The organism is Nocardioides marinisabuli (assembly GCF_013466785.1).
In the GTDB taxonomy this organism is placed as follows: Bacteria; Actinomycetota; Actinomycetes; order Propionibacteriales; family Nocardioidaceae; genus Nocardioides; species Nocardioides marinisabuli.
This window is the reverse complement of sequence record NZ_CP059163.1, coordinates 787,693-800,387: the sequence shown is the minus strand read 5'-3', so window position 1 is coordinate 800,387 and position 12,695 is coordinate 787,693. Positions and strand designations below refer to the sequence as shown.

Annotated in this window: 12 protein-coding genes; 1 reads left to right on the top strand and 11 read right to left on the bottom strand. The window is 74.2% G+C overall.

Annotated features, from left to right (window positions below):
• Nucleotides 1-291 precede the first annotated feature (291 nt).
• The 8 genes from H0S66_RS03740 to H0S66_RS03705 form a co-directional block, all read right to left on the bottom strand.
• Nucleotides 292-1,233, bottom strand: coding sequence for an alpha/beta hydrolase (locus tag H0S66_RS03740; protein WP_179614206.1), 942 nt, complete (start codon nucleotides 1,231-1,233; stop codon nucleotides 292-294).
• A gap of 62 nt (nucleotides 1,234-1,295) precedes the next feature.
• A complete protein-coding gene (locus H0S66_RS03735; RefSeq protein ID WP_179614205.1) occupies nucleotides 1,296-2,447 on the bottom strand; it encodes an acyl-CoA dehydrogenase family protein in 1,152 nt (383 codons plus the stop codon).
• Nucleotides 2,448-2,451: 4 nt separating this feature from the next.
• Nucleotides 2,452-3,600 carry an acyl-CoA dehydrogenase family protein gene (locus tag H0S66_RS03730; protein ID WP_179614204.1) on the bottom strand — a complete coding sequence of 383 codons (1,149 nt, stop codon included), beginning with the start codon at nucleotides 3,598-3,600 and terminating at the stop codon, nucleotides 2,452-2,454.
• A gap of 8 nt (nucleotides 3,601-3,608) precedes the next feature.
• The gene (locus H0S66_RS03725) at nucleotides 3,609-4,799 is read right to left on the bottom strand and encodes an acyl-CoA dehydrogenase family protein (protein ID WP_179614203.1); all 1,191 of its coding nucleotides are present in this window, start codon (nucleotides 4,797-4,799) and stop codon (nucleotides 3,609-3,611) included.
• Nucleotides 4,796-6,031: an acyl-CoA dehydrogenase family protein gene (locus H0S66_RS03720; protein ID WP_179614202.1), complete on the bottom strand. Its 1,236-nt coding sequence runs from the start codon at nucleotides 6,029-6,031 to the stop codon at nucleotides 4,796-4,798. The genes H0S66_RS03725 and H0S66_RS03720 overlap by 4 nt, the downstream gene beginning before the upstream one ends.
• A gap of 17 nt (nucleotides 6,032-6,048) precedes the next feature.
• Nucleotides 6,049-7,113, bottom strand: coding sequence for a phosphotransferase family protein (locus H0S66_RS20750; protein ID WP_179614201.1), 1,065 nt, complete (start codon nucleotides 7,111-7,113; stop codon nucleotides 6,049-6,051).
• Complete coding sequence (locus tag H0S66_RS03710) at nucleotides 7,110-7,931, bottom strand: SDR family NAD(P)-dependent oxidoreductase (protein WP_179614200.1); 822 nt, start codon at nucleotides 7,929-7,931, stop codon at nucleotides 7,110-7,112. The genes H0S66_RS20750 and H0S66_RS03710 overlap by 4 nt, the downstream gene beginning before the upstream one ends.
• Nucleotides 7,931-8,683 carry an SDR family oxidoreductase gene (locus tag H0S66_RS03705; RefSeq protein WP_179614199.1) on the bottom strand — a complete coding sequence of 251 codons (753 nt, stop codon included), beginning with the start codon at nucleotides 8,681-8,683 and terminating at the stop codon, nucleotides 7,931-7,933. The genes H0S66_RS03710 and H0S66_RS03705 overlap by 1 nt, the downstream gene beginning before the upstream one ends.
• A 59-nt stretch (nucleotides 8,684-8,742) precedes the next feature.
• On the opposite strand from H0S66_RS03705, the gene H0S66_RS03700 reads away from it, so the two are divergent.
• Entirely contained in the window at nucleotides 8,743-9,333 is a 591-nt protein-coding gene (locus H0S66_RS03700; protein ID WP_179614198.1) for a TetR-type transcription factor C-terminal domain-containing protein, read from the top strand.
• Nucleotides 9,334-9,483: 150 nt separating this feature from the next.
• Here the strand turns inward: H0S66_RS03700 and H0S66_RS03695 are convergent, their stop codons facing one another.
• From H0S66_RS03695 to H0S66_RS03685, 3 genes are all read right to left on the bottom strand, one after another.
• The gene (locus H0S66_RS03695) at nucleotides 9,484-10,179 is read right to left on the bottom strand and encodes a hypothetical protein (protein ID WP_179614197.1); all 696 of its coding nucleotides are present in this window, start codon (nucleotides 10,177-10,179) and stop codon (nucleotides 9,484-9,486) included.
• Nucleotides 10,180-10,307: 128 nt separating this feature from the next.
• Nucleotides 10,308-11,453 (bottom strand): acyl-CoA dehydrogenase family protein, encoded by a 1,146-nt coding sequence (locus H0S66_RS03690; RefSeq protein ID WP_179614196.1) that lies wholly within the window; start codon nucleotides 11,451-11,453, stop codon nucleotides 10,308-10,310.
• 9 nt (nucleotides 11,454-11,462) lie between these two features.
• Nucleotides 11,463-12,614 carry an acyl-CoA dehydrogenase family protein gene (locus H0S66_RS03685; protein ID WP_179614195.1) on the bottom strand — a complete coding sequence of 384 codons (1,152 nt, stop codon included), beginning with the start codon at nucleotides 12,612-12,614 and terminating at the stop codon, nucleotides 11,463-11,465.
• Nucleotides 12,615-12,695: the final 81 nt, after the last annotated feature.

Here is a 12,695-nt window from a genome sequence, read left to right as displayed (position 1 = left end):
GACTCCGTTGGTCGAGCAGTGACGAGCGCCAGCGAGGAACGTCGTCGAGACCCGGTGACGTGGGCGCCCGCCGTACGCCGGGCCGTCCCGTGCGCGGAGTGGTCACAGACGACAGGTCAGTGGCCTTCTGCTGTGTCGTCGGTGACCACTGCGCGCCGTGCCGCTGCCCGCCGTGCGCCGTGTGGTCGCGGGTTCTCGACGCCGCTCGAGCCGTCGGCCCTCGCTGCTCGACCAACGCTGCTCGACCTGCGCGCCGAGCCGGCCCGTTCGAACGAGCCGGCTCGCGGTGGGTCAGGGGTGCAAGAGGGGGCGGAAGAGGGCGAGGGTGTCCTCGACCGCCTTGTCGGCGGCCTCGGAGTGGCGGCCCATGTCGACGAAGCCGTGGATGAGACCGGGGAAGACCTCGTGCTGCACCGGGACGCCGGCGGCCTCGAGGGCACGGGCGTAGGCGTTGCCGTCGTCGCGCAGCGGGTCGAGCTCGGCGGTGACCACCACGGCCGGGGCGAGGCCGTCGAGCTTCCCGTGCAGCGGCGAGAGGCGCGGGTCGGCGGGGTCGAGGTCGGTGGCGTCGCCGACGTACTGGGCGCCGAACCAGGCCATGGTGGCGGCGTCGAGGAAGTAGCCCTCGGCGTTCTCGGAGTGCGAGGGGTAGGAGCCGGCCGAGTCGGTGACGGGGTAGATGAGCAGCTGCCCGGCCAGCGCCCGGCCCTCGTCGCGCAGCACCTGCGCGGTGACCGCGGCGAGGTTGCCGCCGGCGGAGTCGCCGGCCACGCCCATCGCCTCGGAGCCGCCGAGGTCGGCGAGGTGGTCGTGGACCCAGTGCGAGGCGGCCAGCACGTCCTCGAGCCCGGCGGGGAAGGGGTGCTCGGGGGCGAGGCGGTAGTCGACCGAGACGACGACGGCCTCGCAGCGCGCGGCGATCAGCCGGCAGGTCAGGTCGTGGGTGTCGAGGTCGCCGATGACGAACCCGCCGCCGTGGAAGAACGCGACCGTGGGCAGCCGGTCGAGGTCGCTGACCGGCCGGTAGACCCGGCCCGGGCGGGCCGCGGCGCCGCCGGGGAGCCGGACCTCCTCGACCGAGGCCATCTCGGGCAGCACCGACGGGTCGCGCAGGTCGACGGCCAGGGTGCGGAACCCGGCGCGCGCCTCGTCGGCCGTCCCCTCGTGCATCGGCGGGGTGCCGGCCTGCTCGAGGAAGGTGAGCAGGGTGGCGAGCTGCGGGTCGATCGGCACGGGTGGTCCTCCTGGTGGCGCGGTCGGGTGGGTGCGGTGCTGGGGAGCGGGGCTGCTGCGGCTCAGACGAAGGCGCTGATGCCGGTCTCGTGGCGACCGATCAGCAGCTTCTGGATCTGGCTGGTGCCTTCGTAGAGCGTCATCACGCGGGCGTCGCGCAGGTACTTGGCCGGCGGGTACTCGTCGACGTACCCGGCGCCGCCGTGCACCTGCAGGGCGTTGTTGGCCGCGCGCACCGCCGCCTCGGAGGCGAAGAGCTTGGCCTTCGAGGCCGCCACCCCGTAGGGCTCGCCGCGGTCGATGAGGTCGGCGCAGCGCCAGGCCAGCAGGCGGGCGGCGTCGGCGTCGAGCGAGATGTCGGCGATCATGTCCTGCACCAGCTGGAAGCCGGCCAGCGGACGACCGAACTGGGTGCGCGAGGTGGCGTACTCGACGGCCGTCTCCAGGCAGCCCTGGACGATGCCCACGCAGCCCGAGGCCACGGCCAGGCGGCCCTTGTCGAGGGTGCTCATCGCGATCTTGAAGCCGCTGCCCTCCTCGCCGAGCATCGCCGAGGCCGGCACCCGCACCCCGTCGAGGAAGAGCTCGGCGGTGGCCTGGCCGCGCAGGCCGAGCTTGCCCTTGATCTCGCGGGCCTCGAAGCCGGGGGAGTCGGTGGGCACCAGGAAGGCGGAGATGCCGCGCGGCCCGTCGCCGCCGGTGCGGGCGAAGACCAGCGCCACGTCGGCCCAGGTGCCGTTGGTGATGTAGAGCTTCTGGCCGTCGATGACGAAGTCGTCGCCGTCGCGGCGGGCCCGGGTGGTCAGGTTGCCGGCGTCGGAGCCCACGTCGGGCTCGGTGAGCCCGAAGCAGCCCAGCTTGGTGGCCTCCGCCAGCTGCGGCAGCCACTCCTGCTTCTGCTCCTCGCTGCCGTGGAAGAGGATCGACTTGCCGACCAGGCCGCTGGAGACCGAGACGATGCCGCGCAGCGCCGAGTCGGCGCGCCCGAGCTCCTCCATGGCCAGCGAGTAGGTCACGTAGTCGCCGCCGAGGCCGCCGTACTCCTCGGGGATGGTGAGGCCGAAGAAGCCGATCTCGGCCATCTTCGGCACGATCGCGAGGTCGACGGACTCGGCGCGGTCCCACTCGACGCGGTGCGGCACGGCCTCCCGGTCGAGGAAGTCACGGGCCAGCGACCGGAAGGCCTGCTGCTCGTCGCTCAGTGAGAGGTCCATGGCGTCATCCTGCCTCGGGGCCGGGCAGGCCGACCAGGGTCGCGAGGGCGTCGCGGTGGGCGTCGGGGCTGCCGAGCAGCACGTGGTCGGCCTTGGCCCGCTTGAGCCGCAGGTGCACCGGGCTCTCCCAGGTCATCCCGAGCCCGCCGTGCAGCTGGACCGCCTCCTCGGCGGCGTGCACCGCCACCTCGGAGCAGAAGGCCTGCGCCACCGCCACCGACACGGGTACGTCGGTGCCCTCGGCGAGCGCGGCGGCCGCGTGGGCCGCGACGGCTGAGGCCTGGCCGACCTCGGCGTACAGGTCGGCGAGGCGGTGCTTGAGCGCCTGGAACCCACCGACCACGCGCCCGAACTGGCGGCGCTCGGAGAGGTGGGCGACGGTCTGCTCCAGGCACCAGGCGGCGAGGCCGGCCTGCTCGGCGGCCAGCAGGCCGGCGGCGGTGGCCAGCGCGTGGTCGAGCGCGGCGGTGACCTTCTCGCCGGTGGCCAGGGGCGAGCCCGCCCCGTCGAGCGGGACGTCGAGGTGGACGTCGGTGAGCGGGCGGGTGGCGTCGAGCGAGGTGACCGCGGTCAGGGTGACGCCCTCCGCGCCTGCCTCGACCAGGTGCAGGGCGGGCCCGTCGGGACCGGCCACGGGGACGAGCAGCAGGTCGGCGGGCAGCCCCACCACACCGCGCACGTCGCCGACCAGGCGGCCCCCGGTCGCGGAGACGGCCGCGCCCCGGGACCAGCCCTGCGCGGAGCGGGTGGCGGCCGGCACGACGAGGGCCGCGGTGCCGCCCTCGGCGCGCCGGCCCAGCGCCTCGGTGGCACCGAGGGCGCCGAGCAGGTCGGTGGCCAGCACGGCGCTGGTCAGGAACGGCACCGGCGCGCAGGCGCGCCCGCACTCCTCGGCCACGACGGCCGCCTCGCGCGGCCCGGCGCCGGCGCCGCCGTGCTCCTCGGGCACCAGCAGCGCCGCCAGCCCCAGGTCGCCGGCCAGTGCCGACCAGGCGGCGGCCGAGACCTCGTCGGTGCCGTCGGCGAGCGCGGTGAGCGCCTCGGTGGGGCAGGTCTTGGCGAGCACCGCGCGCACCGAGCGGCGCAGGTCGGTCTCGACGTCGGTGGCGAGCAGGTCGAGGTCGGGGGCGGGGGGCAGCGTGTCGGCTGTCATGTGGGTGGTCATCGGGGCAGGTCCTTCCACGCCACGTCCTTGTCGACGCGCGGTTCGCCGGGCAGGCCGAGGACGCGCTCGGCGATGATGTTGCGCAGGATCTCGGAGGTGCCGCCCTCGATGGAGTTGCCCTTGGCGCGCAGGTAGCGGTAGCCCGCGTCGCGGCCGGTGAAGTCGACCTTGTCGGGCCGGGTCAGGGCCCAGTCGTCGTAGCGCAGGCCGTCCTCGCCGAGCAGCTCGACCTCGAGCGCGGAGAGCTGCTGGGCCAGCCGGGCGAAGACCAGCTTGGTGGCCGAGCCCTCCGGCCCGGGGGCGCCGACGGCCAGCTGCTGGCGCACCCGGCTGCCGGTGATCCGGGCGGCCTCGGCCTGCACCCACAGGTCGAGCAGGCGCTGGTGCGTGCCGTGCGTACGACGCCCGGGGTGCGTGCGCCAGGTCTCGGCGACCTTGCCGACCATGCCGGCCTCGCGCGGCACGGCCTGGCCGCCGATCGAGACCCGCTCGCTGTTGAGGGTGGTGTTGGCGATCCGCCAGCCCTCGCCGACCGAGCCGAGCAGCTGGTCGCCGGGCACCCGCACGTCGGTCAGGAAGACCTCGTTGAACTCGGCCTCGCCGGTGAGCTGGCGCAGCGGCCGGACCTCGACGCCGGGCTCGCGCATGCCGAGCAGGAAGTAGCTCAGCCCGCCGTGCTTGGGCACGTCGGGGTCGGTGCGCGCGACGAGGATGGCGAAGTCGGCCAGGTGGGCCGAGGAGGTCCACACCTTCTGGCCGTTGACGACCCACTCGCCGGTGGCCTCGTCGGGCACCGCCCGGGTCGCCACGGCGGCCAGGTCGGAGCCGGCGCCGGGCTCGGAGAAGAGCTGGCACCAGATCTCCTCGCCGAGCCACAGGGGCCGCAGGAAGCGCTCGTGCTGCTCGGGGGTGCCGTGGGCCAGGATCGTCGGGGCGGCCATGCCCAGGCCGATGCCGTTGCGCTCGGGGGCGTTGTCGGGCGCGCCGGCGGCGGCCAGCAGGTCGTCGACGTACGCCTGCAGGTCGCGGGGCAGGCCCAGCCCGCCGAGGCCGACGGGGAAGTGCACCCAGGCCAGGCCTGCGTCCCAGCGGGCGCGCAGGAACGCGGCGCGCCCGGTGGTGGCGGGGTCGTGGGCCTCGAGCAGCGCGGTGACGCGCTGCTCGAGGTCGCTGCGGTGCTCGCTCACGAGGTCGCGGTCTGCTTGCGGATCTCGGCCTTGGCCAGGGCGTTCTTGTGCACCTCGTCGGGGCCGTCGGCGAAGCGCAGCGTGCGGATCGAGGCGTAGGCGTTGGCCAGCGGGAAGTCCTGCGACAGGCCGCCGGCGCCGTGCACCTGGATCGCCTTGTCGAGGATCCACTGCACCGTCCTGGGCGTGGCGATCTTGATGGCCTGGATCTCGGTGTGGGCACCGCGGGCGCCCACGTCGTCCATCATCCAGGCGGTCTTGAGCACCAGCAGCCGCAGCTGCTCGAGGCGCACCCGGGACTCCGCGATCCAGTCGCGGACGACCCCCTGCTCGGAGATCGCGCGGCCGAAGGCGACCCGCGAGTCGGCGCGGGTGCACATCAGCTCGATGGCCTTCTCGGCCACGCCGATGGCGCGCATGCAGTGGTGGATGCGGCCGGGGCCGAGCCGGGCCTGCGCGACGCCGAAGCCGCCGCCCTCCTCGCCGATCAGGTTGGCGACCGGCACCCGCACGTCCTCGAAGCGCAGCTCGGCGTGGCCGCCGTGCTCGTGGTCGTCGTAGCCCATCACGTGCATCGGGCGCACCACGGTGAGCCCGGGGGTGTCGCGGGGGACCAGGATCTGGCTCTGCTGGCGGTGCCGCGAGGCGCTCGGGTCGGTCTTGCCCATCACGATGAAGACCTCGCACTGCGGGTTCATCGCCCCGGTGATCCACCACTTGCGGCCGTTGATGACGTACTCGTCGCCGTCGCGCACGATCGAGGTCTCGATGTTGGTGGCGTCGGAGGAGGCCACGTCGGGCTCGGTCATCGCGAACGCCGAGCGGATCTGGCCCTCCATCAGCGGGCGCAGCCAGCGCTCCTGCTGCTCGGGGGTGCCGAACATCGCCAGCACCTCCATGTTGCCGGTGTCGGGCGCCGCGCAGTTGAGGGCCGCGGGGGCGAGGTGGCCGGCGCGGCCGGTGATCTCGGCGAGCGGGGCGTACTGCAGGTTGGTCAGCCCGGCGCCCAGGTCGCCGTAGTGGCCCACCGGCAGGAAGAGGTTCCACAGGCCGCGGCTGCGGGCCTCGGCGCGCAGCTCCTGCAGCACCGGGGCCGTCGACCAGGCCCACCGGTCCTCGAGCCCGGCGAGCTGGTCGGCGAAGACCTGCTCGTTGGGGTGGACGTGGGTGTCCATGAAGTCGAGCAGGCTCTCGCGGAGCTCCTCGGTACGGGTGTCGAAGGCGAAGTCCATGGGGGTCCCTTCCGGGGTCAGAGGTGCGAGGTGGCGGCCAGGCCGGCCGCCAGCAGCGGCGGCACCGCCTCACCGATGGCGTCGAAGCCCTCGCCGACGGTCTGGCCGTGGGCGTGGCGGTAGTGGATGCCCTCGAGGATGACGGCGAGCTTGAGGTGGGCCAGGCCGAGGTGGAAGTCCATCGGGCCCAGGTCGCGCCCCGAGGCGGCGGCGTACGCCGTCAGCTGGTCGTCGGGCGAGGGGTAGCCCGGTGCGGTGGAGACGTCGGCGAGCCCGGCGTCGGCGACCGAGGCGCCGGAGCCGGCGACCAGGTCGGCGAGCCGGTCGTAGACCACCAGCAGGGCCAGGTCGGTGAGCGGGTCGCCGAGGGTGGCCATCTCCCAGTCGACGACCGCGCGCACCGGCTGGGCGTCGTCGGGGTCGACGAGCAGGTTGTCGAGACGGTAGTCCCCGTGCACCACCGCGGGCGCGCCGTCGGGCGGCACGTGGGCGGCCAGCCGCTCGAGCAGCAGGTCGGCGTCGGGCAGGTCGCGGCTGCGCGACCCCTCGAGCTGCCGGCCCCAGCGACGGACCTGGCGCTCCAGGAACCCGGCCGGGCGACCGAGGTCGCCCAGGCCGACCGTGCCGGGGTCGACGGCGTGCAGGTCGGCGAGCACCCCGACCATCCGGTCGACCAGGTCGCGGGTGCGCTGCGCGCCGAGCGGCTCGAGCTCGGCGGCGCGGCGCAGCGCCACGCCGTCGACGACCTCCATCAGGTAGAAGGGCGCCCCGAGGACGGAGTCGTCGGCGCAGTGGGCGTACATCTGCGGCACCGGCACGGGCGTGGGGGCGAGCGCGTCCATCACCCGGAACTCGCGACCCATGTCGTGGGCGGTCGCCTGCACGTGGCCGAGCGGGGGACGGCGCAGCACCCAGCGGCGGTCGGGGTCCTCGCGCACGTGCAGCGCGTAGGTGAGGTTGGAGCGGCCGCCGGCCAGCAGCCGGGCCTCGACCTCCTCGGGCGGCGGCATGTCGCCGGGTCGCTGCGTGTCGTACCAGCGCTGGACGGCGGCGACGTCGAGGCCGGGCAGGGAGCCGTTCATGCGGGCCCGGCCAGGTGCTCGTCGAGCTTGCCCTGCAGCCGGCGCATCCCGGCGAGCCACCGGTCGGTGTCGGTGGCGCGGGCGGCGTAGTAGCCCGCCACCTCGGGGTGCGGCAGCACCAGGAAGCGGTCGTCGGCCAGGGCCTCGACCCAGCAGCCGGCGACGGTCTCGGGGGTCAGCGCCTCGTCGTGGGAGAGCAGGTCCTGCAGCGGGCCGGCCTCCTCGAGCATCCGGGTGCGCACGCCCTGCGGGCAGATCGCCTGCACCGTCACGCCGCGGTGGCCGTAGGTGACCGAGAGCCACTCGGCGAAGCCGACCGCGGCGTGCTTGGTCACCGAGTACGGCGCGCTGCCGATCATCGTCAGCAGGCCGGCGGCCGACGCGGTCACCACGAAGCGGCCGCCCGGGCCGCCCGCCTCGGCGGAGGCGACCCACTCGGGCACCAGCAGCCGCGCGGCACGCACGTGGGCCATCACGTTGACGTCGACCACGCGCTCCCACACGTCGTCGGGGGTCTGCAGGCTGTCGGGCCCGCCGGCGCCGTCGATGCCGGCGTTGGCCAGGTAGACGTCGATGCGGCCCAGCTCGGCGGTGGCCTGCTCGACCAGGGCGCGCACGCCCTCGTCGGAGGAGCAGTCACCCGGGACGGCGACCGCGCCGATCTCCTCGGCCGTGCGGCGTACGGCGTCGGCGTCGAGGTCGTTGACCACGACCCGGGCCCCCTCGGCCACCAGGCGGGTGGCCAGCGCCCGGCCGATGCCGCCGGCGGCGCCGGTGACGACCGCGCCGCGGTCGGCCAGGGCCTCGTGGCCGGCCATCACACGCCGCCGGTGAGGGTGACGCCGCCGTCGATGAGCATCGTCTGGCCGGTGACCCAGCCGGCGTCGTCGGAGAGCAGGAAGGCGACCGCGCCGGCGACGTCCTCGGGCACGCCGAGGCGCTTGAGGGGGTACTGCGAGGCGACCTCCTCCTCGCGGCCCTCGTAGAGCGCGGAGGCGAACTGGGTCTTGACCACCGCGGGCGCCACGGCGTTGACGCGGATGCTCGGGCCGAGCTCGACGGCCAGCGACTCGGTCAGCGAGATCATCATGGCCTTGCTGGCGCCGTACATCGAGATGCCGGGGGCGGGCTTGACGCCGCTGACCGAGGAGATGTTGACGACCGAGCCGCCGTGCTCGCCCATCCAGGCGCGGTGCGCGGCCTGCACCCAGGCCAGCGCGCCGATCGCGTTGACCTCGACGATCTTGCGGGCGGCGTCGAGGTCGAGGTCGACCAGCGGGCCGTAGGCGGGGTTGATGCCGGCGTTGTTGACCAGCAGGTCGAGGCTGCCGAACGTCTCGACGGCGCGGGTGACGACCTCCTCGCGGTGCGCGGGGTCGTCGGCCTTGCCGGCCACGGCCAGGGCGACCTCGGGGCCGCCCAGCGCGGTGACGGCCTCCTCGAGGGCCTCGGGCTTGCGGGCGGTCAGCACGACGCGCGCGCCCTCGTCGACGAGTCGCTGGGCGATGCCCAGGCCGATCCCGCGGCTGGCGCCGGTCACGACGGCGGTGCGGCCCTTGAGTCCCTGCATGGTGCTCCCTCTCGAGTGGGTCGTTGCGCTCTGACTAAGCGCTTGCTTACTCTGACGCCATGGCCGCCGCTCGTCAACCCTCACCCACCGACGCGCGCGAGCGCCTGCTCGAGGCCGCGGTGGCCGCCTTCGCGGTGCGCGGGTTCCACGGCACCACGACGCGCGACATCGCCGCCGGCGCCGGGATGAGCCCCGCCGCCCTCTACGTGCACCACCGCTCCAAGGAGGAGCTGCTGCACCTGATCTCGCGCGAGGGGCACCTGCGCACGCTCGCGCTCGTGGAGGCCGCGGTGGCCGGGCGCGACGACCCCGTCGCCCAGCTGACCGTGCTGGTCGAGGAGTTCGTGCGCCACCACGCGCTGACCCACACCACGGCGCGGGTCATCAACTACGAGATGGCCGCGCTGAGTGCCGAGCACCTGGCCGAGATCATGGACCTGCGCCGGCGCATCGACGCGGTGGTGCGCGACGTCATCGAGCGCGGCGTCGCCGCCGGCGTCCTGGCCACCCCCCACCCCGCCATGACCGCCACCGCCCTGCTCTCCCTGGGCATCGACGTCGCGCGCTGGTACCGCGACGACGCCGGCTGGACCCCCGAGCAGGTCGCCGCCCACTACCGCGACCTGGCCCTGCGGATGGCCGGCGCCTGAGCGACGCGCCGTCGGTCGAGCAGCGAGGGCCGTGTCGTTGGTCGAGCAGCGAGGGCCGGAGGCTCGAGCGTCGTCGAGACCCCGTGAGCGGTCGGCGTACGGCGGGCGCGGCGGTGCGCGGTGCGTGAGCGGTCGGCGTACGGCGTTGGGTCAGGCCGCCTCGAGGGTGGCCACGACCAGGTCGGCGACCTCGGCCGCGTCGGCGGCGTCGGCGGAGGTGACGGTGATGGTGACGACGTCACCGCCGACCTGGGCCAGCAGCACCTCGAACTGGCCGGCGGTGCCGTTGATGTCGAGCTGGTAGTCGGCGCGCAGCACGTCGCCGACCGGGGCCTCGACGGTGGTGACGTCGCCGGTGGTGTCGGCGAACTGCTCGAGCTGGGCGGCAAACTCGTCCTCGCCGGGCAGCTCGCCGGACTGGTGCAGCACGTTGACGTTGGTCAGCACGCCGTCCTGGGCGCCGCCGTCGGCGACCGCGACCAGGTCGACGTTCTGCAGGGTGGCCTCGAGCTGCTCGGGCGGGACGCCGAGGCGCTCGGCGATCGAGGCGAGCGTCCCGTCCTCGCCGTCGGCCTGGGCGAGCGCCTCCTCGGCGTCGAGGCTCTCCCAGCCCCCGGGCAGGCGCAGGGTGACCTGGTCGGTGCTGATCTCCTGGGTGTCCTCGGTGGACCCGGCCCCCTCGGGGTCGTCGGTGCCATCGCCCCCGTCGGTGCCCGCGGAGGCCGAGGTGGAGGTGTCGTCGGCGGTGCCGGTCTCCGCGTCGTCGCCGCAGGCGCTCAGGCCCCCGGCGGCGAGGAGGGCGAGCAGGGCGAGGGCGGCAGGCGCGGTGCGCGGTCGTCGGGTCACCACCGCACGTCTACCCACCTGCTCGCCGTCCACACCTGCGCCGGCCCCCGGACGCACCTCGGCCGGGCGACGCCCGCAGGCGCCGCCCGGCCGGTGGGACGAGCGAGGTGGAGCCGGGCCGAGCAGGATCAGGCGATGGCGAGGGGGTCGAGGTCCTCGTGGTCGGTGATCCGCTCGGACAGGCCGGTCAGGTGGTGGGAGCCGTCGCCGAGCAGGTGCTCGAGCATCGTCAGCACCGAGGTGTAGGAGCCGACGGCGTACTCGGCGGTCATGCCGATGCCGCCGTGGAGCTGGATCGCCTCCTGGCCCACGTGCCGCCCGGCCCGGCTGACCTGCAGCCCCGCGCGGGCCGCGGCGTCGCGCACCGCGTCCGGGTCGCCGCTCTCGACGACCATGGTGGCCCACTGCACGAGGCTGGTGGCCAGCTCGAGCGAGACGTACATGTCGGCGGCCCGGAAGGTCAGCGCCTGAAAGGTGCTCAGCGGCACCCCGAACTGCTTGCGGCTCTTGAGGTACTCGGTGGTCTGGCGCAGCGCGACCTCCATCGCCCCGATCGCCTGGTTGCCGGCCATGATCCGGCCCAGGTCGAGGATGGTGGCGATGCTCGAGGCCAGGTCGCGGCCCGGCTCGCCCAGCGGCGTCGCCGGGGTCGAGTCGAGCACGACCTTCGCCGCGCGCCCACCGTCGTACGTCGGGTAGCCGGTGCGGGTGGCCGCCTCGCCGTCGACGACGAAGAGGCCGGTGCCGCCGTCGGGCAGCTGCGCGCTGACCACGAGGGTGTCGGCGCGCGCGCCCTGCACCACGGGCTCCTTGGTGCCGCTCAGCGTCCACGACCCGCCGTCCTCGGTGGCGCTGACGCCGCTCGCAGTGGCGGCCCAGCGCGAGCCGGGCTCGTCGTGGGCGAAGGCCAGCAGCCGCTCGCCGGCGGAGAGCGCCCCGAGGAGCTCGCCACGCTGCTCGGCGCTGCCGCAGGCGGCGACCAGGCCACCGGCCAGCACCACGGCGTGCAGGTAGGGCTCGGGGGCGACCACGCGGCCCAGCTCCTGGCACACGATCGCGATCTCGACCGGACCGGCGCCGACCCCGCCGTCGTCCTCCGAGAACGGCAGGCCCAGCAGGCCCATCTCGGCCATCTGGGTCCAGGTCTTCTCGGAGAAGCCCGGGTCGACCTTGGTGGTCTGGCGGCGCTGCTCGAAGTCGCCGTACGCCTTGGTCAGCAGCCCGCGCACCGCGTCGCGGAGGGCGTCCTGCTCGTCGTCATAGGTGAAGTCCATGTCTGCTCCTCACAGTCCCAGGATCGTGCGGCTGATGATCTGGCGCTGGATCTCGTTGGACCCGCCGTAGATCGAGGCCTTGCGCAGGTTGAGGTACGTCGGCGTCGTGTGGTGGGTCCACTCGTCGAGGGCGCTGTCCCCACCCGCGCCGGAGGCGATGCTGGCCGGCCCGGCCAGGTCGACCATCAGCTCGCTGACCGCCTGCTGCAGCTCGGTGCCGCGCAGCTTGAGCACCGAGGAGGCCGGGTGCGGCTCGCCGTCGGCGGAGTGGGCGACCACGCGCAGCGCGGTCAGCTCGAGCGCGAGCAGGTCGTTCTCGAGCTCGGCGATGCGGGCCGCGAGCAGCGGCTCGCTCGCCCGCTCGCCGGCCAGCGACTTGGCCCGGGCCAGGATGCGCTTGGTGGTGCCGACGGGTGCGACGCCGACCCGCTCGTTGCCGAGCAGGAACTTGGCGATCGTCCAGCCGCTGTTGAGCTCGCCGACCAGGTTCTCGGCGGGCACGCGCACGTCCTCGAACCAGACCTCGTTGACCTCGTGGCCGCCGTCGATCAGCTCGATGGGGCGCACGGTCAGCCCCGGGCTGGTCATGTCGATGAGCAGCATCGAGATGCCGGCCTGCTTCTTGACGTCGGGGTCGGTGCGCACGAGCGTGAAGATCCAGTCGCCGTACTGGCCCAGCGTGGTCCAGGTCTTCTGGCCGTTGACGACCCAGTCGTCGCCGTCCTTGACCGCGGTGGTGCGCAGGCTGGCCAGGTCGGAGCCGGCGTCGGGCTCCGAGAAGCCCTGGCTCCACCAGATGTCGAGGTTGGCGGTCTTGGGCAGGAACCGCTCCTTGATCTCCTGGCTGCCGAACTGCGCGAGCACCGGGCCGATCATGCTGGCGTTGAAGGCCAGCGGCGTCGGGACGCCGGCGCGCTGCATCTCCTCGTTCCAGATGTGGCGCTGCAGGTCGCTCCAGTCCTGCCCGCCCCACTCGGTCGGCCAGTGCGGCACCGCCAGGCCGGCCTTGTTGAGGGTCTGCTGGCTCTCGACGATCTGCTCCTTGGTGAGCTCACGTCCCTCGATCACCGCGCGACGGATGTCCTCGGACACCTCGGTGGTGAAGAAGGTGCGCATCTGCTCGCGGAACTTCTGGTCCTCGGCGGACAGGGCAAGCTGCATCCGGGGCCTCTCTCGGATCGGGTGGCGCCTCGCGGCGCGAGGGGCGGGTCCTGTCCATCATGGCCCCTCGGCGCAACGTCC

Bases quoted from the DNA above. Each gene is read 5' to 3' on its own strand.
- H0S66_RS03685 (WP_179614195.1), bottom strand. From the start codon at position 12,614: ATGCAGCTTGCCCTGTCCGCCGAGGACCAGAAGTTCCGCGAGCAGATG.
- H0S66_RS03710 (WP_179614200.1), bottom strand. From the start codon at position 7,931: ATGGCCGGCCACGAGGCCCTGGCCGACCGCGGCGCGGTCGTCACCGGC.
- H0S66_RS03700 (WP_179614198.1), top strand. From the start codon at position 8,743: ATGGCCGCCGCTCGTCAACCCTCACCCACCGACGCGCGCGAGCGCCTG.
- H0S66_RS03690 (WP_179614196.1), bottom strand. From the start codon at position 11,453: ATGGACTTCACCTATGACGACGAGCAGGACGCCCTCCGCGACGCGGTG.
- H0S66_RS03705 (WP_179614199.1), bottom strand. From the start codon at position 8,683: ATGCAGGGACTCAAGGGCCGCACCGCCGTCGTGACCGGCGCCAGCCGC.
- H0S66_RS03735 (WP_179614205.1), bottom strand. From the start codon at position 2,447: ATGGACCTCTCACTGAGCGACGAGCAGCAGGCCTTCCGGTCGCTGGCC.
- H0S66_RS03720 (WP_179614202.1), bottom strand. From the start codon at position 6,031: ATGGACTTCGCCTTCGACACCCGTACCGAGGAGCTCCGCGAGAGCCTG.
- H0S66_RS20750 (WP_179614201.1), bottom strand. From the start codon at position 7,113: ATGAACGGCTCCCTGCCCGGCCTCGACGTCGCCGCCGTCCAGCGCTGG.
- H0S66_RS03730 (WP_179614204.1), bottom strand. From the start codon at position 3,600: ATGACAGCCGACACGCTGCCCCCCGCCCCCGACCTCGACCTGCTCGCC.